This is a genomic window from Rhodococcoides trifolii (genome assembly GCF_014635345.1).
GTDB lineage: Bacteria > Actinomycetota > Actinomycetes > Mycobacteriales > Mycobacteriaceae > Rhodococcoides > Rhodococcoides trifolii.
Window position 1 is genome coordinate 496762 of sequence record NZ_BMCU01000002.1, and the last position, 26053, is coordinate 522814.

General features: G+C 66.1%; 26 protein-coding genes and 1 riboswitch. Of the genes, 16 read left to right on the plus strand and 10 right to left on the minus strand.

The genetic code is table 11. The features are described 5' to 3' along the window. Position 1: 1 nt before the first annotated feature. The 3 genes from qcrA to ctaE all read right to left on the minus strand — a co-directional run bounded on the left by qcrA (position 2) and on the right by ctaE (position 2798). Positions 2-1141 (minus strand): cytochrome bc1 complex Rieske iron-sulfur subunit, encoded by a 1140-nt coding sequence (gene qcrA / locus IEW02_RS09515; protein ID WP_188545255.1) that lies wholly within the window; start codon positions 1139-1141, stop codon positions 2-4. 56 nt (positions 1142-1197) lie between these two features. Further along, on the minus strand, positions 1198-2073 hold the full coding sequence (gene qcrC, locus IEW02_RS09520; RefSeq protein ID WP_188544561.1) for a cytochrome bc1 complex diheme cytochrome c subunit: 876 nt from the start codon (positions 2071-2073) through the stop codon (positions 1198-1200). A gap of 113 nt (positions 2074-2186) precedes the next feature. Then, a complete protein-coding gene (gene ctaE, locus IEW02_RS09525) occupies positions 2187-2798 on the minus strand; it encodes an aa3-type cytochrome oxidase subunit III (protein ID WP_188544562.1) in 612 nt (203 codons plus the stop codon). A 140-nt stretch (positions 2799-2938) separates the two neighbouring features. On the opposite strand from ctaE, the gene IEW02_RS09530 reads away from it, so the two are divergent. Further along, positions 2939-3412, plus strand: coding sequence for a hypothetical protein (locus IEW02_RS09530; protein WP_188544563.1), 474 nt, complete (start codon positions 2939-2941; stop codon positions 3410-3412). A 40-nt stretch (positions 3413-3452) separates the two neighbouring features. Beyond that, positions 3453-4490, plus strand: a complete 1038-nt coding sequence (trpD, locus tag IEW02_RS09535) for an anthranilate phosphoribosyltransferase (RefSeq protein WP_188544564.1) — start codon at positions 3453-3455, stop codon at positions 4488-4490. Positions 4491-4494: 4 nt separating this feature from the next. Here trpD and IEW02_RS09540 read toward each other — a convergent pair whose 3' ends face one another. After that, the gene (locus IEW02_RS09540; protein ID WP_188544565.1) at positions 4495-4770 is read right to left on the minus strand and encodes an Lrp/AsnC family transcriptional regulator; all 276 of its coding nucleotides are present in this window, start codon (positions 4768-4770) and stop codon (positions 4495-4497) included. A gap of 9 nt (positions 4771-4779) precedes the next feature. After that, complete coding sequence (locus IEW02_RS09545; RefSeq protein ID WP_188544566.1) at positions 4780-6495, minus strand: DEDD exonuclease domain-containing protein; 1716 nt, start codon at positions 6493-6495, stop codon at positions 4780-4782. 226 nt (positions 6496-6721) lie between these two features. On the opposite strand from IEW02_RS09545, the gene IEW02_RS09550 reads away from it, so the two are divergent. The 5 genes from IEW02_RS09550 to IEW02_RS09570 all read left to right on the plus strand — a co-directional run bounded on the left by IEW02_RS09550 (position 6722) and on the right by IEW02_RS09570 (position 11441). Further along, entirely contained in the window at positions 6722-6919 is a 198-nt protein-coding gene (locus tag IEW02_RS09550; protein WP_371829927.1) for a hypothetical protein, read from the plus strand. A gap of 115 nt (positions 6920-7034) precedes the next feature. Beyond that, a riboswitch (cyclic di-AMP (ydaO/yuaA leader) is annotated at positions 7035-7202 on the plus strand. A 43-nt stretch (positions 7203-7245) separates the two neighbouring features. Then, positions 7246-7797, plus strand: coding sequence for a C40 family peptidase (locus tag IEW02_RS09555; protein ID WP_229745912.1), 552 nt, complete (start codon positions 7246-7248; stop codon positions 7795-7797). A 155-nt stretch (positions 7798-7952) separates the two neighbouring features. After that, the gene (locus IEW02_RS09560; RefSeq protein ID WP_188544569.1) at positions 7953-8999 is read left to right on the plus strand and encodes a C40 family peptidase; all 1047 of its coding nucleotides are present in this window, start codon (positions 7953-7955) and stop codon (positions 8997-8999) included. Continuing rightward, on the plus strand, positions 8969-10297 hold the full coding sequence (locus tag IEW02_RS09565) for a hypothetical protein (protein ID WP_188544570.1): 1329 nt from the start codon (positions 8969-8971) through the stop codon (positions 10295-10297). Before IEW02_RS09560 ends, IEW02_RS09565 begins: the two co-directional genes overlap by 31 nt. A 16-nt stretch (positions 10298-10313) precedes the next feature. After that, on the plus strand, positions 10314-11441 hold the full coding sequence (locus IEW02_RS09570) for a glycosyltransferase family 4 protein (protein WP_188544571.1): 1128 nt from the start codon (positions 10314-10316) through the stop codon (positions 11439-11441). Between the two features lie 2 nt (positions 11442-11443). Here the strand turns inward: IEW02_RS09570 and IEW02_RS09575 are convergent, their stop codons facing one another. Further along, complete coding sequence (locus tag IEW02_RS09575; protein ID WP_188544572.1) at positions 11444-13252, minus strand: AMP-dependent synthetase/ligase; 1809 nt, start codon at positions 13250-13252, stop codon at positions 11444-11446. 98 nt (positions 13253-13350) lie between these two features. Between IEW02_RS09575 and IEW02_RS09580 the strand changes: the two genes are divergently transcribed. The 6 genes from IEW02_RS09580 to IEW02_RS09605 all read left to right on the plus strand — a co-directional run bounded on the left by IEW02_RS09580 (position 13351) and on the right by IEW02_RS09605 (position 17761). Then, positions 13351-13728, plus strand: coding sequence for a polyketide cyclase / dehydrase and lipid transport (locus tag IEW02_RS09580; protein WP_188544573.1), 378 nt, complete (start codon positions 13351-13353; stop codon positions 13726-13728). 49 nt (positions 13729-13777) lie between these two features. Further along, positions 13778-14215, plus strand: a complete 438-nt coding sequence (locus tag IEW02_RS09585) for an SRPBCC family protein (protein WP_188544574.1) — start codon at positions 13778-13780, stop codon at positions 14213-14215. 26 nt (positions 14216-14241) lie between these two features. Further along, positions 14242-15468, plus strand: coding sequence for an ArsA family ATPase (locus tag IEW02_RS09590; RefSeq protein ID WP_188544575.1), 1227 nt, complete (start codon positions 14242-14244; stop codon positions 15466-15468). Beyond that, positions 15465-15875: a hypothetical protein gene (locus IEW02_RS09595; protein WP_188544576.1), complete on the plus strand. Its 411-nt coding sequence runs from the start codon at positions 15465-15467 to the stop codon at positions 15873-15875. The genes IEW02_RS09590 and IEW02_RS09595 overlap by 4 nt, the downstream gene beginning before the upstream one ends. A gap of 57 nt (positions 15876-15932) precedes the next feature. Further along, the gene (locus tag IEW02_RS09600; RefSeq protein WP_188544577.1) at positions 15933-16916 is read left to right on the plus strand and encodes an ROK family protein; all 984 of its coding nucleotides are present in this window, start codon (positions 15933-15935) and stop codon (positions 16914-16916) included. A 116-nt stretch (positions 16917-17032) separates the two neighbouring features. Then, positions 17033-17761, plus strand: coding sequence for a lysophospholipid acyltransferase family protein (locus IEW02_RS09605; RefSeq protein WP_188544578.1), 729 nt, complete (start codon positions 17033-17035; stop codon positions 17759-17761). Here IEW02_RS09605 and IEW02_RS09610 read toward each other — a convergent pair. Then, a complete protein-coding gene (locus tag IEW02_RS09610; protein WP_188544579.1) occupies positions 17706-18989 on the minus strand; it encodes a glycosyltransferase 87 family protein in 1284 nt (427 codons plus the stop codon). The two genes, IEW02_RS09605 and IEW02_RS09610, sit on opposite strands and share 56 nt — an antisense overlap. A 61-nt stretch (positions 18990-19050) precedes the next feature. On the opposite strand from IEW02_RS09610, the gene IEW02_RS09615 reads away from it, so the two are divergent. Next, positions 19051-19539, plus strand: coding sequence for a polyadenylate-specific 3'-exoribonuclease AS (locus tag IEW02_RS09615; RefSeq protein WP_188545256.1), 489 nt, complete (start codon positions 19051-19053; stop codon positions 19537-19539). 17 nt (positions 19540-19556) lie between these two features. Beyond that, the gene (locus tag IEW02_RS09620) at positions 19557-20942 is read left to right on the plus strand and encodes a class II 3-deoxy-7-phosphoheptulonate synthase (protein ID WP_188544580.1); all 1386 of its coding nucleotides are present in this window, start codon (positions 19557-19559) and stop codon (positions 20940-20942) included. Positions 20943-20983: 41 nt separating this feature from the next. On the opposite strand, the gene pknB is transcribed toward IEW02_RS09620, so the two are convergent. Further along, on the minus strand, positions 20984-22975 hold the full coding sequence (gene pknB / locus IEW02_RS09625) for a Stk1 family PASTA domain-containing Ser/Thr kinase (protein ID WP_188544581.1): 1992 nt from the start codon (positions 22973-22975) through the stop codon (positions 20984-20986). A 106-nt stretch (positions 22976-23081) separates the two neighbouring features. Between pknB and IEW02_RS09630 the strand changes: the two genes are divergently transcribed. After that, positions 23082-23450 (plus strand): Rv2175c family DNA-binding protein, encoded by a 369-nt coding sequence (locus IEW02_RS09630; protein WP_188544582.1) that lies wholly within the window; start codon positions 23082-23084, stop codon positions 23448-23450. Here the strand turns inward: IEW02_RS09630 and IEW02_RS09635 are convergent. Next, positions 23447-24403 carry a phytoene/squalene synthase family protein gene (locus IEW02_RS09635; RefSeq protein ID WP_188544583.1) on the minus strand — a complete coding sequence of 319 codons (957 nt, stop codon included), beginning with the start codon at positions 24401-24403 and terminating at the stop codon, positions 23447-23449. The genes IEW02_RS09630 and IEW02_RS09635 overlap by 4 nt on opposite strands. After that, a complete protein-coding gene (locus tag IEW02_RS09640; protein ID WP_188544584.1) occupies positions 24404-25990 on the minus strand; it encodes an alpha-(1->6)-mannopyranosyltransferase A in 1587 nt (528 codons plus the stop codon). Between the last annotated feature and the right edge of the window lie 63 nt (positions 25991-26053).

The following is a 26053-nucleotide window of genomic DNA, read 5'->3' on the forward strand; positions in this document are numbered from 1 at the left end:
GCTAACCGGAAGTGTGAACGCCGTCAGGCCGCTCCCAGAAAGCGGGGCCGAGGGGTTCGAGGAAGTCGCTGGTTGCCACGAGATATCCGTCCGTGTTTACAGATATCGGGAGCTGGGGGAGAGCGCGTGCGGCGGGGCCGAACACCGGCTTGGCGTATTCGAGTGCATCGAACTGCGACTGGTGGCAGGGGCAGAGGATGCGGTTTGTCTGCTGCTCGTACAACGATGTCGGGCAGCCGAGGTGCGTGCAGATCTTCGAGTACGCGAAGTAGTCGCCGTAATTGAAGCTCTCCTGACCCTTGCGCTTGATGACGCGGTCGGCGTCTTCGGTGCGCAAGCGGATGAGCATGACGGCGTTTCGGATCCCTTTGAGAGAGTGGTTCAGAGCTTCCTCGTCACCACGATCTTCCTCGCGGAAGGGGAAAACAGTCTCCATTGCACCTGCGTCCATGTCCTCGGGACGCACCAGCACGATGTCTTCTGCTCGACCGGTGTAGCGCCGAAGGTAGATCGTCTCTCCAGGATACTTCGGAGTCCAGTCCGATACCCAGAGAGAAGAATCATCTCCATCGGCCCACGGGTTCTTGATCAGGCCGCCGAGAGGCATGATCGCCATGATTCCGAGGGCGCCGCCGCCGAAGAACAAGCTGCGCTTGATCAGTTTGCGGCGACCGAGAGTGGAGGTGTCGAAGGAATCGCCGAGCTCGGCGACCAAGGTCTTCTGATCCGTGACACTCGAGCCACCGTCGTGGCGATCCTGAATGGACACCTCTTCGGGAATGAACTTCTTGGTGAACTGCACGGCCGCGACACCGACACCGAGGATCGCCAGACCCATGGTCAGGCCGATCAGCGGTGTGTACAGGCTGTAGAGCCCGTAGTTCTCGTCGCCGATGCCGGCGTACTGCCACGGCCAGAACAGATAGATGGCAATGAAGGCGACAGCGGAGATACCGGCGAGAAAGACCCACGCCGCGACGTTGCGCTCGGCGCGCTTCTCGGCCTTGGTACCCGGCACGGGCCAGCGGTGACGACGAAACGCGACGTCCACGCCGTCGAGGTTGGTTCCGAGCTTGACGAGTTCGTCGCGGCTCATGCCGGCGAGCTCTTCGTCGGAATACGTGCGCGTGGTGTCCATCATTCCGCGATCGGTGGAGTCGAGGGCGGTTGCGCCGTCGTCCTTGCCTTTTTCGTCGCTCATGACCTGGCTCCGATCCAAATTGCTGCGGCGATGACTGCGCCGATGCCGACGATCCAGATGGCGAGAGCCTCGGTGCTCGGTCCGAACCCGCCGAGGCCGTATCCACCCTGAGGCGCTGTGTCGGACGACGACTTCACGTACGCGATGATGTCTTCCTTCTCTTCGGGCGTGAGTTGCCTGTCGGAGAACTTCGGCATGTTCTGGGGGCCGGTGACCATGGCCTGGTAGATCTGCTGCTCGTTCGCGGGATCCAAGTTCGGAGCGAACTTGCCACCCGACAGCGCGCCACCACGGCCCGTGAAGTTGTGGCAGGACGCGCAGTTGAGACGGAACAACTCGCTACCACGTGCGACGTCGCCGCCGACGAGGGATTCCTGGGCGATCTCGCCGTTCTCGTTGCGGACCACCGTGGGTCCGCCGCCGTTGGCCTGGATGTACGCACCGAGTGCGTCGACCTGTGCTTCGTTGTACTTGGGGGGCTTGCGCATGGCCTGCGCTTCGTTCTTGGCCATGGGCATACGTCCGGACGACACCTGGAAGTACACCGCTGCCTCGCCGACGCCGATGAGGCTCGGGCCGCGATCGGCCACACCCTGGAGGTTCGCGCCGTGGCACGTGACGCAGGACGTGTCGTAGATCTGCTGACCCTCGCGCACGAGTGCCGCGGAGTCTTCCTGCGCAGTGGCGACCTGTGCATCGGGGGTGAGGGCGGCGGCGAGGAAACCTGCGCCGACCAGACCCATCAGGAGAACGAGCGCACCGCTGACGCGACGCTTGGCCTTGCGCTTACGCCGGACCTGCGTCGCGGCGACAGCGTCGGTGCCACCGGCCACGCTGTCATCGCCGGGTGCTGAGGGGGGAGCTGAACTCATCTGTATCCCTTGTCGTGTCTTCGGCTTCGGTGCGGTGGCGCCGGATCGAGCTGTTTCCGGTCTGTGAAGAATTCGACGCCATCGGGCTGTGCGGGTGAAGCGGTGGTGCTGACCTAACGGATGAAGTAGATCGTCGCGAACAGGGCGATCCAGACGATGTCGACGAAGTGCCAGTAGTAGGACACCACGATCGCTGCCGTTGCCTGCGCCGGCGTGAACTTGCTGACCAGAGTTCGAGTGATCAGGAACACGAAGGCGATGAGGCCGCCGATGACGTGGAGGCCGTGGAAACCGGTCGTGATGTAGAACACCGAGCCGTAGACGCTGCTCGAGAGCGTCGTGCCCTCGTGCACCAAGTGGTAGTACTCGTAGCCCTGACCGGCGACGAAGAACGCGCCCATGATGAGGGTGAGGACGTACCAGCGGCGAAGGCCGAACACGTCGCCACGCTCCGCGGCGAACACGCCGAGCTGGCAGGTGAACGACGACGCGATCAGCACGGCCGTCACGGGCACCGCGAGCGCGAGGTTGAGCTCCGTCGGCTCCGGCGGCCAGTTCCCCGCTGCCTGCGCCCTCGCGACGAAATACATCGCGAACAGGCCGGCAAAGAACATCAGCTCACTGGACAGCCACACGATGGTGCCCACGCTGACCATGTTGGGTCTGTTCAGCGAGTGCACGCGTTGGGTGATGGCGGATCCCGAAGTCCCTACTGCGCTCGTCACAGAATGAAGTATGACCCGTCGTAGTACGGATGGCATATCCGGGTCCGGCAGTGGCGCGTCGTGTCGGGACAGGAACGTCGTCGACCGGTTCGACCGGGAAACGAAGCAGTACTCGATTGCCCTTCTGGCAGGCTGGAGCCATGGCTGTCGCAGGCAAGGATCGTTGGTGGCGTCGGCTGTTCGGGAAGGGTTCGGCGTCGGCTCTGGACCCGGCCCGCACCGACCTCGTCGTCGTTGCGTCGTGCTTCGACGACGCCGAGGCCGCCAGCACGACCCTCGACCGCGCGGAGGGGACCGATCCGACGTGGGCGAGGGACGATCAGGTCGTTCTGCGCCATCACCTCGTCCTGCCCGCCGACACGATCGACGACGCCATCGCCGTGGCCGCCCAGGACGGGTACAGCACGCCCGAGTCGGGTCCGCCACCAGCTGAGTTGTCGTCGACGTCGGCTCCGGTCGAGGACGGACGCCCTCTGGTGCTCCAACGCGTCCAGGTTCTCGACGCGCTGCACTGTTCTCAGGAGCGTTCACGCATGGCGGGTCTGGCTCAGCGGCGCGGCGGTACGGTGTCCGGATGGGACGCGCTGCAACCGGCTGTGACCGGCGAGCAGTAGCCGCGATCGCGCGCGGTGTGGACCACTAGGCTCGCATCCCATGAACGCTCCTCGCGCATGGCCGTACGTGCTCGGCGAACTCACCGGAGGGCGTGATCTCACGCCCGACGACGCCGCGTGGGCGATGGACGAGATCATGAGCGACAACGCGACGCCCGCGCAGATCGCGGCCTTCGGCGTCGCTCTCAAGATGAAGGGCCCGACCTCGGGGGAGCTGACCGGGCTGGCGGACTCGATGCTGTCCCATGCGGTCGCCGTTCCGGTCGACGCGGATGTGGTGGACATCGTGGGTACCGGAGGTGATCGGTCGCACACGGTGAACATCTCGACCATGTCGTCGATTGTGGTGGCAGCCAGCGGTATTCGTGTGGTCAAGCACGGCAACCGAGCCGCGTCGTCGAAGAGCGGTGGCGCCGACGTGCTCGAAAAGCTGGGCGTGCGAATAGATCTCGGTCCGCAGCAAGTGGCGGCCAGCGTTGCCGCCCTGGGAATCGGCTTCTGTTTCGCACCGGTGTTCCATCCCGCGCTCCGTTTCGCGGGGGCGCCGCGCAAGGAGATCGGCATTCCCACGGTCTTCAACGTGCTGGGACCGCTCACCAATCCTGCTCGTCCACGCGCGGGTCTGGTGGGGTGCGCCTTCCCAGAGCTGATCGAGGTGATTGCGGGAGTGTTTGCAGCACGCGGTAATTCGGTGTTGGTCGTGCGGGGTGACGACGGTCTGGACGAGATCACGACGTCGAGTACGTCGCACGTCTACGTCGTCGAGAACGGGTCGGTGACCCTGTCACGGCTCGATCCTCGCGATCTCGGCATCGCGCGCGTCCCGCTCGACGCGTTGCGCGGAGGAGACGCCGAGACCAACGCTGCCATCGCGCGCCGGACGTTCTCCGGAGAACCGGGAGCGGTACGAGATGCAGTCCTTCTGAACGCAGGGGCCGCGATCGCGGCGTTCCGCGGTGTGAACGGGGACCTGAACGGGGCGCTCCGCGACGGCATAGCGGCAGCTGCCGTTGCGGTGGACTCCGGAGCAGCCGAGCGCCTGCTGAGCGAGTGGGCCGCTCTGACTCACACGCTCTAGCGGTTCACTCGCCGATCGAGAACCCGGCGTCGACGTCGGCACTCGCGTACGACTTGAACGCAATGTGCGTGTCGGTGCGTACGACCCCCTCGACGCGGTTGACGTGTTCGGTGACGACGTCGGCGATCTGAGCGTGGTCGCGAACTTTGACGATGGCTATCAGGTCCACGTCGCCCGCGCACGAGTAGACCTCGGCGACGCCGGCCACGTCCGCCACGGCGCGCGCCGTCTCCGGTATGCGGTGCACCTCGGCGTGGATGAGAACGATGGCGGTGATCATGCACTCACCCTAGTTGTCACGTTCCCGACGGGAGATGTCTCGGACCGCACGGCACCATCGCGCGTATCGGCCCGCGCCATTGGCCGGCTCGCAGTAGCCCTCGGTGGCGCTGACGACGCGAACGCCGTCGGACTCGAGCCACCGTGCGACCAGCGCGATCTCCTCGGGCGATCCGCCGCGCAACGGGGTGTCGTCCGGCGAGACGGTCTCGGCCGCAGCAACGAGCGCGGCGACGACGGGCATCGGGGGCACGCCGCGTCGAGCGACTCCCGCGGAGGCCAGGCGGCCGTATCGGACGACGACGAACTCCCACCCCCCGGCAGGTGCAGGTCGCGCGGCCACGAACTGCTCGATCCGTGCGAGGGACCCGAGCCGTTGCATCCGACGCAGGGCGGTGACGAGTGCTTCGGTGCGGTCACGCAGGCGGGCGGCCGTCTCGAACAGTTCCACCTCGGCGAGCGCGTCGATCCGCGCGAGCAGTTCGTCGATCACGGACGAACTGATCCCGTCGGAGAGGTCTCGGAATTTCTGCGCGACGGGGGCGTACGTCTCGGCGTCCTGTGGCCCGTCCGCCGCTGCAGCGCATCCACCGACCGACTCGACCGCGCATCCGTCGTGTCGTCTCGATGCAGCAATCCGGCGCGTGCACGTTCGGAGTCGGCAGGTCTCGGCGACGAGCGCCGCCACCTCGACTGCGGCGGTGCGTCCGGCGAACGGTCCGAGGCTCTGCGCTGTCGGAGTCCGGACCACCGACAGCCGAGGGAAGGCCTCGGCGGTGAGGGCGATCCACCATCCACGCTTGGGAAACTTCGACCGGCGGTTGTACGGCGGGGCGTGGGCGACCAGAAGCCGCAATTCCCGAACGCCCGCCTCGATCGCGTGTGCGCACTCGACGTGGTCCACGCGGGTGGCCAGCGCGACCATCTCCTTCATGCGCCCACGTGTCTCGGAACCGGTGAAGTAGTTGCGCACTCGGCGGTGTAGATCGGCCGAGGTCCCGACGTAGAGAACTTCGTCCGACGGCCCCCGGAACAGGTAGACCCCGGGTGCGTGCGGCAATCCGTGCGCGAGGTGCCGTTTCGCGCGGTGTGCAGCGGAGACCGCGGGCAGGTAATCGACCAGTTCCGGATAGCTGTGCACCCCCTGGTTTCCGACGCGTTCGATCAGGTTGTGCAACACCTCGACGGTTGCCCGCGCATCGTCGAGAGCCCGGTGAGTGGGCCTGGTGCCGACACCGAACAGCAGTGCGAGAGACGACAGCTTGACCGACGGTGCCTCGTCTCGGGTCAGGACGCGTCTGGCCAGCTTCACCGTGCACAAGACCTGGAAGGGTGGCCACGACACGTCCATCCGCGCGGCGGCGGTCTTGAGGAAGCCGACGTCGAACCGTGCGTTGTGCGCGACGAGGATCGATCCGCGGGCGAACTCGATGAAGCTCGGTAGAACTCGTTCGATCCGCGGTGCGCCGACCAGCATTGCCGTCGTGATCCCGGTGAGTTCGACGATGTACGGGGGAACCGTGCGGCCGGGGTCGACGAGGGTGGCCATCTCGCCGAGGATCTCGCCCCCTCGGATCTTCACTGCGCCGATCTCCGTGATCGCGTCCTCGTTCGGGCGTCCGCCGGTGGTCTCGAGGTCGACCACGACGAACGTGGTGTTGCGCAACGAGAGGTCGAGCTCGTCGAACGCGAGCTGGTGTCCGGAGGACGCGGGTCGAGCGATCACGAGACGAGACGGTAGGTGGGGGCACCGACAACGTCGGTGCTCCGGTGGTCGAGGAGCCGAACGAACGTGTCGGTGGTGCCGGTTACGTTCTCGGCAGTTCGGGTAACGATCCGGACGAATTCCCAAGTGAGACGAGGATCACATGATCGTGGACTGCGGAGAATGTTTGGTGCGCGGCGACGCATGCCGGGACTGCGTTGTCACGGTGCTTCTGGGGGAGCCCGGCATGCCTGAGAGCGGGATGGATTTCGACCGTCACGAGGACCTTCGAATCAACCTCGAGCAGGAGGAACGGGACGCGATGGCGGTGCTCGCCGAGAGCGGTCTCGTGCCCCGTCTGAGGTTGGTCACCTCCGCCCTTCCGGTACCCCCGCCACAGCCCGGCCAACCCCGATCCGGAGGGGGTGCACACGCCGCCGGGTAGACCGATTCGTGACCTTTCGGCGACACGTTGTCAGACAGGACTCGACATCAGCGATGCCATTTCGTAATCTTTCCGAGACATTGCGAAGTCATGCAGCTCCATCAGGGATCGCATCGCAGCGTCACCGCCTAATCGGCCACCTCCATTCGGGTGGTCGTACCGGGAACCCACCGTTTCATTTGGGGTGAATCCCGTCGAGCCGCAATCCGGCGTCGACGGGTAGGGCTGATCTTCCCAGCCCGAACCCGTCAGCTAACTCGGTCGGCGGACGAATGGAAGAAATGGAGTACTTCTCACTCGTGGCGAAACACCGCAAACCATCGAGCATGTCGCGGCCGGTCCGCAGCGTCCTCGTAGCCGGAGCCCTCACCACCGGCGCCATCGCGATCCCCGCGGCCCCCGCGTTCGCAGCCCCGGTCACCATTCCGGGTATCGGCACCTTCGATGTTCCCGACCAGGTTCTGCAGGCGCTTCCGCCGCTGCCGCAGATCCCCGCCATTCCCCAACTTCCCTCCGCTCCCGCGCCGGCCACGTCGGCCGCGCAGCAAGCCGTCGACGCAGCCGAGAGCAAGATCGGTGCACCGTACGTCTACGGCGCATCGGGGCCCAACGCGTTCGATTGCTCGGGTCTCGTGCAGTGGGCGTACAAGCAGGCCGGACTGCAGATCCCTCGTACCAGCTACGAGCAGGCATCCGCCGGTGTCTCCGTGTCCCAGGCGAACCTCCAGCCGGGTGACGTCGTGTCGTTCTACGGTGGCTCGCACTCGGGCATCTACATCGGCAACGGCAACGTCGTGCACGCATCGACGTCCGGCGTGCCGGTCAAGATCGCGCCGCTCGCATCCATGCCGTTCGACGGGGCAACCCGCTTCGCCTGATGCTGTGACCGACTCGAAGTTCGATAGATGGAGGCAAACCAATCTTTTGGTTTGCCTCCATTCGTCGTAACGGGGAGCTACTCGGTAGTACCTTTACGCTCGAGGCCCACGCACTCGCGTTCCCCAGCTTTGCCAGAACAGGAGAAACACCCACCGTGTCGTTCCCGGACCACCAGCGTTCACTGCGCCGTCTCACGGTGACGGCGGCCGTCACGATCGGGCTACTCGTGGGTCCTTCCACCGTTGCCGGTGCCGACCCGGTGCCGGCCGGGGATCCCCAGTCGCAACTGGCGGAGTTGTCTCGGCAGTCCGAAGAGACCACCGAGGCGATGCACAACGCGCAGATCGACCTGGACGCCAAGACGGCCGCACGTGACCAGGCCAATGCGGTGCTGGCGCAGAACCAGGCTGCGCTCGACGCCGCACAAACGCAGATCGATGCCGTTCAGCCCACCATCGACAAGATTGCGCAGGCCAACTACCAGGGTGCCCGCACCAATCGTCTGTTCGCTCTGATGGTCAGCAACTCCCCTCAGCAGATGCTCGATCAGATGTCTGCGCTGGACGTCATCTCCGGCGAGACGCGGGACAAGGTCGACGTGTTCCTGTCGGCGACCGCTGCGGCGCAGACCGCGAAGGACGCGTCCCAGCAGTCGGCCGAGGCAGCTCGGGTGGCAGCAGAACAGGCGAGGGCGGTCAGCGACGACCTGCAGAACAAGCAGAGCCAACTTCAGACCCAGATCGGCGAGGTGATGAGTGCGTTCGGCGCTCTCACCGGCGCGGACAAGGCAGCGCTCGCCGGAACGCCGTACCCACCCGGATTCGATCCCGCGACCATCCTGTCCGCGCTCACCCCCGGCTCTCGAATGGGAGCGTTGCAGGCTGCGTTCACTCAGATAGGCAAGCCCTACGTGTGGGGTGCGACGGGACCCGACGGGTACGACTGCTCGGGGCTCATGGTGTGGTCGTACAAGCAGGTGGGCATCACGCTGCCGCGATCCAGTCAGGCCCAGGCCGCCGGTGGAACACCGGTGGACCAAAAGGATCTTCAGCCCGGTGACCTCGTGATCTTCTATCCCGGTGCGACGCACGTGGGTATGTACGTCGGCAACGGAAACGTCATTCACGCGTCCACGTTCGGTGTCCCGGTCAAGGTCGAGTCGATGGCGCGGTGGCCGTTCTACGGAGCGCGACGCTACTGACGCGGTGGCGAGCGGCTCTGCTCGTTCTCGTCGGCACGGTCGGTCTGGCCGGCTGCGGATCCGAACCGGTGCCCACCGCCCCGCCGACCACGTCCGCATCCACTTTCGAACAAGAGCGGACCGACGGACTCGACCGGTTGCTCGAGGCGTGGGGAACAGCCGTTCGATCCGATGACGTCGCCGCACTGCGCTCGCTCTTCGACTCGTCCGCCGACCCCGCATTCGTCGACGCCGAGATTCGTCGAGCGCAGAACCTCGTCGGCGTTCCGCTCGCCGAGTTCGGGTACCGGATCGACCCGGACACCACCGAGACGCCGGTCCCCTCGGAGACTGCCGATGCCATCGCCGGCGCCACGGACGTATGGGCGCCTCCGGTCGTGCTGCGCTACGCCTACGCCGGTGCCGACATCGGCCCGACCAGCCGACCCGTGGCGCTGCTCGTCGCGCGCCGCGGTGACGACTGGAAACTGGTGTCCGACTCGACCCTTCCCGGCAGCACCCGAACCACCTGGCGCGGTCCGTGGGACTTCGGATCCGTCGTCGTCCGATCGGTCGACACCGCCGGCACCACGTCCTTGGTCTTGGGACACGAGGACCGCCGCGCCACGATCGACGCGCTCGCCGCCGAGACCGCGGCCGCCGTTCCGGCTGTGACGGATTTCTGGGGCGTCGGCTGGTCCCGGCGCGCAGTCGTCGTCGTCGCCAGCTCGGACGCCGAGTTCGCGGCAACGACAGGTACCACCACGAGCAACACCGACACGGCCGCGACCACTGTCTCCGATCCCGTCACGTCGGGCCTCGTGACCGGGCAGCGTGTCGTCTTCAGCCCCGGCGCGCAGGATCGGCTGACCGACTTCACCCGCAGTACGGTTCTTCGACACGAGCTGACTCACGTCGCGGCGCGGGTGGCGACGGTGGACACCGCACCGCTGTGGATGTTGGAGGGTTTCGCCGACTATTCCGGTTACCGAGGGAGTGGACGTTCGTTCACGGAATTGGCCCCGACTCTGGCCGCGGTCGTTCGCGCCGCCGGCCCGCCGCGAGTGCTCCCTATCGACGCCGACTTCGGTGCGGGCGGCGCACGCGGGGCGACGGCCTACGAATCGGCGTGGTCGGTCAGCGCGTACGTGGCCGACAGGTTCGGCGAACCGATGTTGCGCACGCTGTACCGGGCGGTGGCGGCGGGCCCTTCCAACCCGACCGTGCTCGACGCCAATCTGCGACGGACACTGGGAGTCGGCACGGACGATTTCCTGAACGGCTGGGGCGCGTGGGTGAACGAACGCGCGAACTCGTAGCGGTTACGGTGGTGCGATGCGTCGAACTCTGCTTCTGACGAACGATTTCCCGCCGAGGCAGGGCGGCATCCAGTCCTACCTGCACACGTTCGCGTCCTTGCTCCCGGCGGACGACCTCGTGGTGTACGCACCGCGGTGGCGTGGCGACTCGCACGTGAAGTTCGATGCGGCGCAACCGTTCTCGGTGAGCCGACACCCCACCACCCTGATGCTGCCGACGCCGTTCGTCGCGCACCGCGCAGCCGAACTGATTCGCGCTCACGACATCGAGACGGTCTGGTTCGGTGCGGCGGCGCCACTCGCGCTGCTCGCGCCGGCGATGCGGCGTGCGGGTGCGAACCGAATCGTCGCGTCGACCCACGGCCACGAGGTGGGGTGGTCGATGCTGCCCGCTGCTCGACAGGCGTTGCGGCACATCGGCACCCACACCGATGTCATTACCTACGTCAGCAAGTACACCCGCGGAAGGTTCTCCTCCGCATTCGGTCCGGACGCTGCGCTCGAACACGTTCCGCCGGGTGTGGACAGTACGGTTTTCCGGCCCGATCCCGCTGCGCGCGAGGAGCTTCGGGCGCGATACGGGCTGGGGGATCGGCCGACTGTCCTGTGCCTGTCCCGCCTCGTGCCGAGAAAGGGTCAGGACTATCTCATTCGGTCGCTCTCGCAGACTCGCGACAAGATCGACGGGGCCGTGCTCGTGATCGTCGGCGGAGGGCCCTATGCGGACACCCTCCGGAATCTGGCCCACAAGTGCGGGGTCTCCGAGCACGTGATCTTCACCGGATCGGTACCGAGCGCCGAGCTTGCGGCCCATCACACGATCGCCGACGTCTTCGCGATGCCGAGCAGAACTCGCGGAGCCGGTCTCGACGTCGAGGGGCTCGGCATCGTCTACCTCGAAGCCTCGGCGTGCGGAGTTCCGGTGATCGCCGGGCTGTCCGGCGGTGCGCCGGAGACCGTGCGGGTGGGCGCCACGGGTCTGACCGTCGAGGGGACGTCGGTCGCGCAGATCGTCGACGCCGTCGTGACGATTCTCTCCGATCGTGACGCAGCTGTGCGAATGGGTGCGGCCGGGCGACGCTTCGTCGAAACCGAGTGGCGCTGGGACACTCTCGCGCAGAGGCTCCGGCGCCACCTCGGCTGACGCTACTTGGCGTAGATGGCTTCGATGTCGTCCCCGTACGTCTCCTTGACGACGTTGCGCTTCAGTTTCATGGTCGGAGTGAGCTCACCGGTCTCCTCGGTGAAGTCCACGGGCAGGATTCGGTACTTCTTGATGGACTCGGCGTGCGAGACGGACTTGTTGGCGTCGGCGACGGCGGAGTCGATCTCCGCGATGAGGTCGGGGTCGTCCGTGAGGTCGGCGACGGTCGCGGACTCGTCCTTTCCGTTGCGCTTCTTCCAGCCGGGGAAGGCGTCGGTGTCGATGGTGATCAGGGCACCGATGAAGGGCTTCTGGTCGCCCACCACCATGGCCTGACTGATCAGGGGGCTGGCACGGAGCTGATCCTCGAGGGCGGCCGGGGCGACGTTCTTGCCGCCGGCAGTCACGATGAGTTCTTTCTTGCGGCCGGTGATCGAGATGTACCCGTCCTCGTCGACCGCCCCGAGGTCACCGGTGTGGAACCACCCGTCGGTCAGCGAGTCGGCGGTGGCCTCGTCGTTGTGCCAGTAGCCACCGAACACCACCCCGCCCGAGAGCAGGATCTCACCGTCGTCGGCAATGCGAACAGCGTTGCCGGGCAACGGCTTTCCGACGGTTCCGATGCGCTGCTCGCTGCGGGTGTTCACCGCCGCCGCTGCTGTGGTCTCGGTGAGTCCGTACCCCTCGTAGATGGTGACACCGATGCCGCGATAGAAGTGTGCAAGTCGGTCGCCGAGGGGAGCGCCACCGGAAATCGCGAGTTCGCACCGGCCGCCGAGAGCCGTGCGCAGCTTGGAGTAGACCAGCTTGTCGAACACCGTGTGCTTGGCCTTGAGCACAATCGACGGCCCACCGGTGTCCTGAGCTTCGCTCCACGCGACGGCGGTGTCGGCGGCCGTGTCGAAGATCTTTCCTTTGCCGTCGGAGTGCGCGTTCTGGCGCGCGGTGTTGTAGACCTTCTCGAACACGCGGGGAACGGAGAGGATGAAGTCCGGACCGAACGACCCGAAGCTCTGCACGAGGTTGGGGATGTCGCCCGTGTGCGCGAGGGTGGCCCCTGCATCGAACGACGCGATGCTCACAGCGCGTGCGAGCACGTGCGCCATCGGCAGGAACATCAACGTGCGTCGTCCTTCGGTGAGCACCTCACCGAAGCTGGTGGCGCGGATACCGCGGGACTCGGCGATCAGGTTCGAATGGGTGAGAAGGCAGCCCTTCGGACGACCGGTGGTGCCCGAGGTGTAGACGAACGTCGCCAGGTCCGACGCCTTCAAACCAGCCACGCGAGAGGCGATCTCGGAGTCGGCGACGGCGGAACCCGATTCGGTCAGAACGTCCACGGCGCCGATCTTCTCGGTCGAGGTGTCGATCTGGTAGACGTGCTTCACGCCGGGAAGCTCGGGAAGAATGTCGGCGAGGATGTTCGAATGTGCAACCGACTCGACGACGGCTCCGACTGCTCCGGAATCTTCGAGAATCCACTGCACCTGCCCTGCCGAGGACGTCTCGTAGATCGGCACGGTGACGGCTCCCGCCGACCAGATGGCGTAGTCGATCAGCGCCCATTCGTACCGGGTGGCGGACATCAGCGCGATGCGATCGCCCTGTTTCACCCCGGCGGCCACGAGGCCTTTGGCCACCGCCCGCACCTGAGCGGCGAAGTCCGCTGCGCGCACGTCGTCCCATCCGGAATCGGACTTGCGGCGGAAGACGATCACGTCGGGCCGCGTGGATTCGTGGGAGTAGACGGTGTCCACGACCGATTCGTCGTCGCCGATGTCGAACGGGGCGGGAACGCTGAACTCGCGCACGGGGATCCTCCGATGATGCTGTTACTTGCGCAGATGGAACGGTTGACACACTAACCCTGCCCGGATTCGCACAGTCGGCAGTGTGTGAAGCTTGCCGCATGAGCAGCGTTCAGGTTGCCGACCAGACCTTCGTGGCGGCCCCGGGAGAAGTGGTTGCGCAGGTTCTCGGTGAACGGCGCCGATGGCGTCGGTGGTTTCCCGGTCTCGACGTGCAGGTCAAGGAAGATCGCGGCGGAAAAGGTGTGCGGTGGGTGGTCGGCGGCGAGCTCGTCGGCACCATGGAGGTCTGGCTCGAACCGTCGCTCGACGGAGTCATAGTCCATTACTTCTTGCACGCGGAGCCGGCCGGCTGTGGAGACCCGGCGGCGATCACCCGCACACGCCGCATCGCAGGCAAGACGATGTCGTTCGATTTGAAGGCCGAGACCGAGCGTGGGCGCGCGCCGGGGGAGCCACCGTTGTACGCGGGCCCCTGATCATGTGGAATAGACGTGCACGTACCGATGGAAGGATCCAACACCCGCCATGGCAGAGCAGACCAAGAGGTCGATCGTCGTCGATGCGTCGTCCGACAAGGTGATGGATGTGATCGCGGACTTCCCCGCATATCCCGATTGGGTCTCGGCCGCCAAGTCCGTCGAGGTGCTCGAGGTCGCCGCGTCCGGGCGCGCCGAGCGCGTGCGGTTCGTTCTCGACGCCGGCATGGTCAAGGACACCTACGAGCTGAAGTACGACTGGGCCGCCAACGGGAAATCGGTTGACTGGCACTTGGTTTCGGGTGAGATGCAGAAGTCTCAGGTCGGTTCCTACACGCTCGTCGACAACGCGGACGGCACCACCGACGTGGCCTACGAGCTCACCGTCGACCTCACCATCCCGATGATCGGGTTGTTCAAACGCAAGGCGGAGAAGGTCATCACCGACACGGCGCTCAAGGAACTCAAGAAGCGGGTCGAGGGCTGACACCCGACGCGGTCGCGCGCTCGCGCGTGCAGCTGTTCGTCGGCAAGGGCGGTACCGGGAAGAGCACCATGGCGGCGGCCACGGCCGTGGCTGCCGCGCGTGCGGGCCGACGCGTTCTGCTCGCGTCCATCGACCGGGCTCACTCGCTCACCTCGGTTATCGGTGCCGCCGCCAGTCCGGTGGGCGAACCTGCGGCGGTGCGCTCCGTCGCTGACAACCTCGACATGGTCGAGATCGACTCTCTCGGTGTTCTCGAATCGCGCTATCGCTCACTCGCCGCCCTGGCGACTGCAGCAGGAGCGCACCGACACGACTCCGGACTCGCGATGCTCGATCCCGAAGAACTGACGTCCGTACCGGGGGTTCAGGACCTGGCCGGGCTGGACACCGTTCGTGATCTCGTCGGTAGCGGTCGGTGGGACGACATCGTCGTGGACTGCCCGGCTACTGCGGATTGGCTCGCGATGGCCACCGTTCCCTCGCTCGTCGGCGATTATCTGGAACGAATCTGGCCGCGGCACAGCCGCGTCACCGCGGGTGTCGGCGGCGATCCGCGACTCGCGGTCGTCGTCTCGCTGCTCGAGCGGATGGATTCCGGGGCGGCCGAGGTCGCCGCCATGCTGACCGATCCCGGGACGACCGCGACCGTGGTGACGACAGCGAACGCCGTGGTACTGGCCGAGACCAGGGAGTTGCTCGCAGCGAACTCCATTCTCGGGATCACGACGTCGTCGGTGGTCGTCAACATGCTCGTCCCTCAGTTCGGCTCTGCGCCCACCACCGTCCTCGGGACTCACCCGTCGGTCTTCTGGTTCGAGGCCATGCGCTCGGATCAGGAACAGCAGCTCGATATTCTGGTCCGAGAATTACCCACCCTCCGGGTGGTCAGGGTGCGGTCGGCATTGCACGAGCCGGTAGGGTTGACGTCTCTCGATGCGATCGCCGACGACCTGGTCGACGAGCGCAACGCATCGGGCAATGATCCGTTCCCGAGGGTCGAACCACAGGTTCGGCACGAGTCCGGAGCGGGTCTCGATTCCGTGTACGTGATGACGGTGGAACTGCCGTTGGTCGATCCCGACACGGTGAGTGTGGGGCGGGTGGAGGACGACGTGATCGTGAGTGCCGGGCGGGTACGCCGACGCTTCCGTCTCGCGTCGGTGCTGCGTCGCTGTGATGTGGTCGGAGCCGAACTCGACGACGCCACCCTGACCGTTCGCTTCGTCCCCGATCCATCGGTCTGGCCGACGTGAGTTCCGGAGAACGCGACCTCGCAGCCGACTTCCGTGTTCTCGTCGAGACCGTCCTGGACCGGCTCGAGCCGGTGATCCGCCGCCTCGACGAAGGTGCCGGCACCGGCGCGGAATGGCAGGGCTGCAGCTGGTGCCCACTGTGCGCCGCCGCCGCCTTTCTGAAAGGCGAACGACACGACCTCCTGTCGTTGGCCGGCGGCGAGATGGAACAGATTCTCACGCTGGTGCGCGACCTCCTCGGCGAGCACGTACAGAAGCCGGCATCGACCGATCCTGTTGCACATCAACAAGATTCGACTTCGGAGTCGGCCGCGGAGTCGCAGTCCCCGATCGGGGCGCCGACGGGTTGGGGCGAGGCCAGGCGAAAGCGCACGTACGAGCCGATTACGGTAACGGTCAAAGAATGACACTTCGGCCTGCAACGGGCAGGCCGAAAACAGGCCGGAGTAGAGGGACACGCTGGGATGAGTTCGTATTCTCGGGTTCGACGCCCTCTGACGATCGGGATCGACGTCGGTGGCACGAGCATCCGGGCCGCCGTGGTCGACGTCGACGGTCAGGTCGTCGACTCGACGCAGGCGCCGACCCCCCAGAGTTCACGCGCACTCGAGAACGGAATCGACCGGGCTGTACGCGAGTTGGCGAGTCGCCACGACATCGCGGCCGTGGGTTTGGCGGTGGCGGGTTTCATCAACTCCGATCGCACTGTCGTACGGTTCGCGCCGCACCTGCCGTGGGTGAACCGTCCGGTGGCACGGGAGATGACCGAGCGTCTCGGCGTACCGGTCATCCTCGAGCACGACGCGAACGCGGCTGCGTGGGCCGAGCATCGATTCGGCGCGGCCGCCGGAGCCGGCAACGTGGTGATGATCGCGATCGGCACCGGAATCGGGGCGGCCCTGCTGATCGACGGCAAGATCTACCGTGGGAGCTACGGCATCGCGCCCGAGTTGGGCCACCTCCAGGTCGTCGCCGACGGCCGTCAGTGCGGTTGCGGCAAGCGCGGGTGCTGGGAGCGTTACTGCAGCGGAACGGCGCTGGTGGATACGGCCGTCGAGTTGCTGGCCGCCAACCCTCGCGGGTCGACGGTGCTGGCGCGTGAAGCCTTCCTCGATCCCGGATCACTGACCGGTCGGCGGATCGCAGGGGCCGCGCAGGACGGCGACGTGGTGGCACTCGACACCATTGCCGAATTCGCGCGGTGGCTCGGAATCGGTCTCGCGATGGTGTCCGACGTATACGACCCCGACCGGATGGTGATCGCCGGTGGCGTCGCGAGTTCGTCCGCACTGTTCCTGGATGCGGCGCGCGAGCACTACGCCACGCAGATCACCGGCGCGGGCCACCGTCCACTCGCTCGGATCAGGGCGACGCAACTCGGTGAGGCCGCCGGCATGATCGGAGCAGCCGAGTTGGCCCGCGTCGAGGTCGGCGCCGCACACGCCTGACCGAGATGTGAGATGTGTCCAACAGTGTCTTGCGAGTGTGGCTGCTGTCATAAACCGTGAGTAGAGTTCGCAGTGTCGCGGGGCCAACGAACACAGTCGGAAAGAGGGACGCAGGCATGTGGTACTGGGTTGTGAAGTACTTGACGGTCGGTCCTCTTCTCCGTCTTCTCGGTCGCCCGACCGTTGTCGGACTGGAAAACGTTCCCACCGACGGGAAGGCGATTCTCGCGAGCAACCATCAGGCGGTGCTCGATTCGTTCTTCCTGCCTCTCGTCGTCCCGCGCAGAATAACGTTCCTCGCCAAGAGCGAGTACTTCACAGGTACCGGTCTGAAGGGGGCGTTCCAACGTCGATTCTTCACGGCCATGGGTCAGGTTCCGATCGATCGCACCGGAGCCGACGCCGCGCAGGACGCGTTGGACGCGGGCATGCGGGTGCTGGGCAAGGGAAAACTTCTCGGCATCTACCCCGAGGGAACTCGCTCACCCGACGGGCGTCTGTACAAGGGCAAGACCGGGCTGGCTCGCCTCGCTCTCGAATCGGGCGCAACCGTCATCCCTGTCGCCATGATCGGCACCGAGAAGGTCAATCCCATCGGGTCCCGCATCTGGAAGCCGGCCAAGGTCACCATCAAGATCGGTGAGCCGCTGGACTTCTCGCGATACGAGGGCATGGCCGGCAACCGGTTCGTCGAGCGCGCTGTGGCGGACGAGGTGATGTACGACCTCATGAAGCTCAGTGGGCAGGAGTACGTCGACGTCTACGCCGCGAGCCTCAAGGAGAAGCCGGCTACGCCGGGGACGGCGCAGGCCTCGTCTCGACTTCCGGACGCGAAGGCCTCCTGACGCGTCCGTCGGGCAGTAGTGCCACGGCGACGATGCACGCCAACCCCCACCACACGTAGGACGACGCGATCATCTGATCCTGCAGCGGCCAGTCCAGACCGTTCCAACGGCCCTGCCCGAGTCGCCAATGCGCGGGATAGTGCATCAGCAGAATCCCGGAGACCACCAGAGCGGCGAACACGACACTTCGGCGTGTCAGTGCGACGTACCCCAGCGCGACCATCAGCGGGACCGCCCAGACCCAGTGGTGAGACCAGGACACCGGCGACACCAGCAGCCCGAGAACTGCGTTCACGCACAGTGCCAGCAACGGCTGGCCGGCGCGAAGGGCTCGATGAATGGCGACCACGGCGATCGCGAGCACCACTGCACTGATGACGATCCACAGCTTCGTGCGCAGCGATTCGTCCATACCCAGCCGTGCCAGCAATCCCGTGATGCTCTGATTCGAGATGTACGGCGGGTTGCCGATGCGAGACGAGTCGATCAGCACCTCGGTCCAGTACCGGACCGAATTCGAGAACGTGATCGCAAAGCCGATGGCGGTGAACACGAGGAAGCTGATTCCGGTGACGACAGCGGAGCGGTAATCGCGCTTGACCAAAAAATACAGAACGAACACAGCGGGCGTCAGCTTGATGGCGGTGACCGCCCCGATGAGGGTTCCGCGCGGCCACGGCGTCTTCTTCAGCAACACGTCGAGAGTGACGAGGCACATCAGCACGATGTTGATCTGACCGTAGTCGAACGTCGACCACACCGGTTCGAGGGCGAACGCGACTGCGCCGACCGCGGCGGTGATCCACAGGGTGGTCGAGACGGTCAGTGTGACGAGTGCGCGGAGTGCGACAAACACCGTGATCGCGAGGGTCCCCATCGACATCAACGACATGATCGTCCCGGCGGCGTTCAGCGGAATGGCCGCCATCGGGCTGAAGGAGATCGCCGCCAACGGGGGATAGGTGAAGGGGAGCGGTATGTCGTAGAACGTGCGCGGAAGTGGGCCGTAGAGATCGACACCGTGCAGAAGCGCGCCGCCGCCGATGCGGTAGACGTCGAGGTCGATTCGATAGGGAAATCCGAACTCGCGCAGGGGCGGGAAGCCCGCGAGGTTGTAGAGAATCCCGACGACCACCGCGACCGACACGACGACCTTTCCGAGCAGCCGCACCGGACCGGGCACGCTCACCGTCGGGCCGCTGTATTCGGTCGGGGTTGGTGTGCTCATCGGTGCAGTACTCGTCCGTCCTGATAATTCATGCTGTGGTTCGGTGACCTACGCTGGTCCGGTGCGCTATTTCTACGACTGCGAGTTCATCGAGGATGGTCGCACAATCGAGCTGGTGTCCATCGGCGTCGCCGCCGAGGACGGCCGTGAATATTATGCGGTCTCCACCGAGTTCGACCCCGAACGTGCAGGTAAATGGGTACGTCGGAACGTGCTGCCCAAGCTTCCGCCGTTCTCGTCACCATTGTGGCGCTCACGTACGCAGATCCGCGACGAGCTGCTCGAGTTCCTTACGGCTGCGCCGTCTGTCGAGCTGTGGGCGTGGGTCGCCGCGTACGACCACGTGGCGGTGTGTCAGCTGTGGGGGCCCATGACTGCGCTGCCTCGTGCCATGCCGCGCTTCACGCGCGAACTCAAGCAGTTGTGGGAGGACTCGGGCAGTCCGCCTCTTCCGCCGGTTCCCGACGATTCGCACGACGCACTGGCCGATGCACGCCACAACCTTGCCAAGTTCAGAGCCATCGAGGCCGCCGTCGCGCGCAGTTGGTGAGCAACTACCCTGTACGGGTGAACTGGACTGTGGATGTTCCCATCGAGCGCCTGCCCGAATTGCCGCCCCTCCCTGCCGCCATGCGCGATCAGCTCGACGAGGCGCTGACGAAGCCCGCCGCGCAACAGCCGAACTGGCCGGCCGACCAGGCCGAGGCCATGCGCAAGGTGCTCGAGAGTGTCCCGCCGATCACGGTGGCCAGCGAAGTCGAGACGCTGTCGGACAATCTTGCGGCCGTGGCCCGTGGGGAGGCCTTCCTGCTGCAGGGAGGCGACTGTGCAGAGACCTTCGTCGACAACACCGAGCCGCACATCAAGGGCAACATCCGGACCCTGCTGCAGATGGCGGTCGTGCTCACCTACGGCGCATCCGTCCCCGTCGTGAAGGTTGCCCGCATCGCAGGGCAGTACGCCAAGCCTCGCTCGTCGGACACCGATGCACTGGGCCTGCGGTCCTACCGCGGCGACATGGTCAACTCACTGGTGGCCGACGACGCGGTCCGCGTGCACGACCCTTCGCGTCTCGTCCGCGCCTACGCCAACGCCAGTGCCGCGATGAATCTCGTACGGGCTCTGACGGGCGCCGGTATGGCGGACCTGCACAAGGTCCACGACTGGAACCGTGAGTTCGTACAGAACTCACCCGCAGGAGCGCGCTACGAACAGCTCGCGGCCGAGATCGACCGCGGACTGCGATTCATGGACGCGTGCGGAGTGCAGGACCCGAACCTGCACCAGGCCACCATCTTCGCCAGCCACGAAGCGCTCGTGCTCGACTACGAACGGGCCATGCTGCGCCTGGACAACGACAGTGACCATCCCAAGCTGTACGACTTGTCAGCGCACTTCCTGTGGATCGGCGACCGCACCCGCCAACTCGACGGGGCGCACATCGCGTTCGCCGAGATGGTGTCGAACCCGATCGGTCTGAAGATCGGTCCGAGTACCACGCCGGAAATGGCCGTCGAGTACGTCGAGCGGCTCGATCCGACCAACAAGCCGGGCCGGTTGACCCTGATCTCACGGATGGGCAACGGCAAGGTGCGCGACATCCTGCCGGGCATCATCGAGAAAGTGCAGGCGACCGGGCATCAGGTCATCTGGCAGTGCGACCCGATGCACGGCAACACCCACGAGGCGTCCACCGGTTACAAGACGCGTCACTTCGACCGGATCGTCGACGAGGTGCAGGGATTCTTCGAGGTCCACAACGGACTCGGAACCCACCCGGGCGGCATCCACGTGGAACTGACCGGAGAGAACGTCACCGAGTGCCTCGGTGGCGCGCAGGACATCTCGGACCTCGACCTGTCGGGACGCTACGAGACCGCTTGTGACCCTCGCCTGAACACGCAGCAGTCGCTCGAACTCGCGTTCTTGGTCGCGGAGATGCTCAGGGACTAGATGCTCGGGGACTGGATGCCCGGGGACTGGATGCTCCGGGGCTAGGGAAGCGACACCAGCGTGACGGTGCCGCCCGGCTCGATTCGCTCTCCTGCGCCGGGGGTTTGGGACAGCACGAAGGAGCGGTCGGTCTGCGCAACCTGCCGCACGACGACCTTCAGTCCGAGAGCCTGAAGTGTGTTGCGGGCGGTTCCGACCGAATTCGCGACCACGGACGGAACCGGGACGGCGTTCGAGACCGACAAGGTGATCTCGGATCCGGCGGTGACGGTCTGCCCCGCCGGCGGGTCGGTGGCGATGGCTTTGCCTGCGTCGACGTTCTCGTCGAACGTGGTGTCGACGGTTCCTACGGAGATCCCGACCGATTCGAGTGCGGCCCGCGCCTCCGCCTCGCTCGCACCGGCGACGTTCGGAACCTGAACGGGCGGAGCGCCTTTGCTCAAGACGATCTTGACGGTGGTACCGACGGGCAGCGTGGTGCCGGACGGCGGGTCGAGCGCGGCGACGGTACCGACGGCCGCAGTGGTCGAAAACGCCTCACCGCCGGAGACAGGCTTGAACGTTCGATCGCGGAGGGCCTGCTCCACCTCTCCACGGTTCGACGTCGCGGCGAGCGACGGAACCGCCGGTTGTCCCAGGGAAACCAGAAGGGCCACGCTCGCGCCCTTCGCGATGCGTGACCCGGCCACGGGATCGGTTCCGAGCAGTCGATCGGGTGGATCGGTGTCGGAGTACGTTCCACGCACGGTGGTGGTGAGGTCGGCGGCCTCGAGTGCCGCCTCGGCGGTGGTCCGACTCATGCCGTCGGTTGCCGGGACTGCGGTGTATCGACCGGATCCCATCCACCATCCGCCGAATCCGACCGCCAGTGCGAGCAGCAAGATCACCAGCAGCCACGCAATCACCGTCCGCCGGGACTTCCGACGTTCGGCGTCGAAGTCCGGGAACGCGAACCCACGGCTGGGCGGGGGAGGCGGTGGTTCCGGGTCGTTCTCTCGCGCCGTGGCGGTGGTGACCATGCGGGTCTGGTGCGGGCCCGCGTCGCGCACCACGTCGCCGTGCGGGACGGCCACCATGGCTGTCTCCGGGGTGCGCGGCGCTTCGGGTGCGTAAGGGCGCGGCGACGCCAGCGTCTCGGCGCTGAGGTGCTCCGCCGACTTCGACGGTGCGGGCACCCGATAGGGCGGCAGATGCAATGTGCGCGACACCGAGCGCAGTGCCTCGGCCATCGCGTCCGCGTTGGCGAAACGGGCGTCGGGGTTCCGGTCCGCCGCGTGGCGCACGAGCGTGTCGAACTGGGGTGGGACACCGGCAATGCGTGAACTGGGCGGCGGGACATCGTTCTCGATGCGCTGGTAGGCAATGGACAGCGACGTGTCTCCGGTGAACGGGGTGCCGCCCGTCAGCACCTCGAACAGCAGGATGCCGGCCGAGTAGACATCGCTGCGTGCATCGCCCTTCCCGACGGTCACCTGCTCGGGTGACAGGTAGGCGGCGGTGCCCAGGATCACGCTGTTGGACGTCGTCGTCGACGCAGCGACGGCGCGTACGAGCCCGAAATCGGCGATCTTGACTTCACCGCCGTCGGAGATCAGCACGTTCTCCGGTTTCACGTCGCGGTGCACCAGGCCCGCCCGATGCGCGACGGCCAGCGCGTCGAGCACCGGTTGCATCACCGCGGCAGCGGCGTGGGGAGGCATCGGCCCGCGCTCGCGCAGGAGCTCGCGCAGCGTTCCGCCCTCGACCAGCTCCATGACCAGAAAGGCGAGCTCGCCGTCACGGCCGTGGTCGTACACGGCGACCAGACCGGGGTGACTGAGCCGGGCCACCGCCCGCGCCTCGAACTCGAAGCGCTGAACGAACGCCGGGTCCGCCGCGAACTGCGGATCCATGATCTTGATGGCGACCGGCCGGTCGAGGCGGGTGTCCAGGCCGCGGTAGACCGTGGACATTCCGCCGCGCGCGATCGGGGCATCGACACGGTATCGACCGTCGACGATCGCACCGAGCAAGCTCCGTCCTGACGGAATCACCTACGCCCCCTCATTTCAGTCACCGAGTCGTTCACCGGAGGTTGTCTCGGGTTCGATGGTAGCCAGCCGACCGACGGACGACGGCCGGTGACTACCGTTGACACCTGTGAGTGCCATTCCATTCTGCGACGACGTCCTGCCTGCCGACGAGTCGGTCCTGCCGCTTTCCGACGCGGCCGACCTCATCGGTCTGTCCGTGTCGAGGGTGCACCAGCTCGTGCGAGATCAGAAGCTCATCGCTCTGCGCCGAGACGGTGTCGTCTCGATTCCGACCAAGTTCCTGGGTGACGACGGCCAACCGCTCAAGCAGCTTCCCGGTCTGATCGCCGTCATGCTCGACGGTGGCTACGGCCACCCTGCGATTCTGCGATGGCTGTACACGCCCGACGACACCCTGCCGGGCACGCCGATCGACGTACTCCGCGGTCAGCACGCCCGTGAGGTGATCCGCAGGGCGCAGGCAATGGCGTTCTAGCGCTGCACCAATCGAGTCCGGACACCGCGGGTGGCCGCCGACGTGGCAACCGCGAGGCGCCGACGGTTCGGTACGTGCGAGCGTGTGGTGAGCGCGGTGAAGCCGTCGTTCTCCACTGCGTCGAGTATTTCGCCGTAGAGCGCGAAGGCGACACCGATGCCGGCGCGTGCCCGCGGTTCGAGCATGCCGATCCCGGGTTGCGCACTGCGGTACAGGGCGCGGGTGAGCGCGACGGTGTGCGCGAGTGCCCGCACGATGCGCTGATCGGTCCGGCCGGTCTGCCGACTCCACCGCAGTAGGTCCTCGTCGACACCGAATGCGGCGAGATCGTCGGCGGGCAGGTAGATGCGATCGCGGTCCAGGTCCTCGCCCACGTCGCGAACGAAGTTCGTGAGCTGGAACGCTTCTCCGAGTGCGGCGGCGGAGGGGCGCGCTTCCTCGACGTCCACGACGGTGCCGAGAACGGGCAGCATCTGCAGTCCGATGACGGCGGCCGATCCGTACATGTACGTCCGCAGTTCGTCCATGTCGGCGTACCGCGACCGGTACAGCGGTGAGGTAGGCACGTCCATCTGCATGGACGTCATGAACGCGGTGAAGTATTCGGTGGGGATGTCGTACCGCGTGGCGGTGTCGAGCAGGGCCGCCAGGACGAGGGAACGCTCCTTCGAACCGAGATCGACCGACGCCGTGCGATGGTCCAGACCGGCGAGGAGAGCTTCCTCGATGGACCACAGTGCTGTGGTTCCGTCGGCGACGGCGTCCGGGTCGTCGCGATCGGCGATCATGTCGACGTCGATGATGTCGTCGACCATGCGCGCGAACGCGTACAGCGCGTGTACGGCAGGTCGGCGCTCGGCCGGAAGCAGCCGCGTCGCGAGGAAGTAGGTCTTTCCGTGTTCGGCCGCAATGGACCTGCACAACCGATATGCCTCTGACAGAGTCGGATCCATCTACTGCTCCACTGCTCCTCGGGAAACTTTGTCGTGGGTGTCGACCCTGCTGGCAACGGATCGCAGCCGCAGCGGATCCACTGTTCGGAGCGAGGCGGCAGCCACCACGGCGGCGAACGTGGCGAGCAGGACGTGCGGGAACGTGTAGAGACCGATGGACCCGTCGGGCTGGAACACGAGCATCAACCAGGCCGACAGGCCGACGAGAACGGCCAGGGTTCCGGTGCTCATCGTGAGCCCGGCGGCGACGGCCAACGGCCACGAGTAGTACCAGGGCAGGGCCGCGGGGGACAGGATGACGATCGCGACGAGCGAGATCAGGATGCCGTTGACGGCGTCGCGTTCGGTGCGCCGGAACCGCCACCAGGCCCACGCGAGGATGACCACGAGAGCGACTGCGCACAGCATGCGCGTCACTTCGAGGACCGGAGCGAGTTGAACACCCGTGAACCACGATGTCGAGACGGTCACCAGGTGCGCGAGGATGGTCGGCAGCGACAGCCAGTTGATGATCTTCGCGGAGCCGGACAGTGCCGTCAGCCAGCCGATGCCGACGCCCGCGATGAGGGAGCTGGCCACGAACACCGCCACGAACACGGCCAACCCGATTCCGGCTGTCTTGGCGAACAACAACAGCACCGGCTTACGGCCCGTGCGCTGCGCCTCGCCCTCCTTCTCCCGCTCGTGGATCATCCAGACCCACACCAGAAACGGCAGCGCGATACCCGCGGTGGCCTTGATGGCCACGGCGACGGCGACAAGGCCCACGCCGGCGATGTGCTGTCGATCGAGAACGAGTGCAATTCCGGCGGTCATGAGTCCGACCATGAGCATCTCGTTGTGCACTCCACCGATGAGGTGAATGAGGACCAGCGGGTTCAGCACCGCCAGCCAGAGCGCCACGGTGGGGTCGGCGCCGAAGTGCCGGGCGATCTTCGGCACGCCCCACATCGTGAGCGCGAGTCCGGGAAGCATCGTGAGCCGCAGCAACATTGTCCCGGCCACCACGTTGTCCCCGGTGATCGACGTGATTCCCTCGCCGAGGAGCAGGAACAACGGCCCGTACGGAGCCGTCGTCGTGGTCCATACGTTGCTCACGTTGTCGAGGATGATGCCGGGATTGGCGACGGGACCCACGGCGTACGGGTCGAAACCGTCGCGCAACAACGCACCCTGAGCGAGGTAGGAATACGCGTCGCGACTGAACATGGGGACGGCCAGAAGCAGCGGCGTGATCCACAGCGGAACCACCCACAGCAGCTGACGGGTGGTGGTGCGATGGGCGAGCGTCGCACGTCCGATGCGAACCCACGCCGCGATCATGAGCAAGACACCGATCCACACCATGGCGGTGGACAGCACGAGTCCGTGCCCGAATCTCAGCCACGACAGATGCATGACTTCGAGCAGGGGATCACGACGGCGTACTCCTCCGGACCCGAACCCACCGAAGGTGATCAGGACGGACCCGACGAGACCGACGAACGCTGCCCTGCCCGCAGAACCTGCGGCGAACTGCCTCACGGCACGCACTCGACCGACCGTGGATCGGCCGTCCGCGGTCCGAGTGGGGGAGGACGTCGACATGTTCCTCCCAGCTCGGATGTTGCGACGGACCGACGGGCCGTGCGGCACGCGAACCGAGTTTAC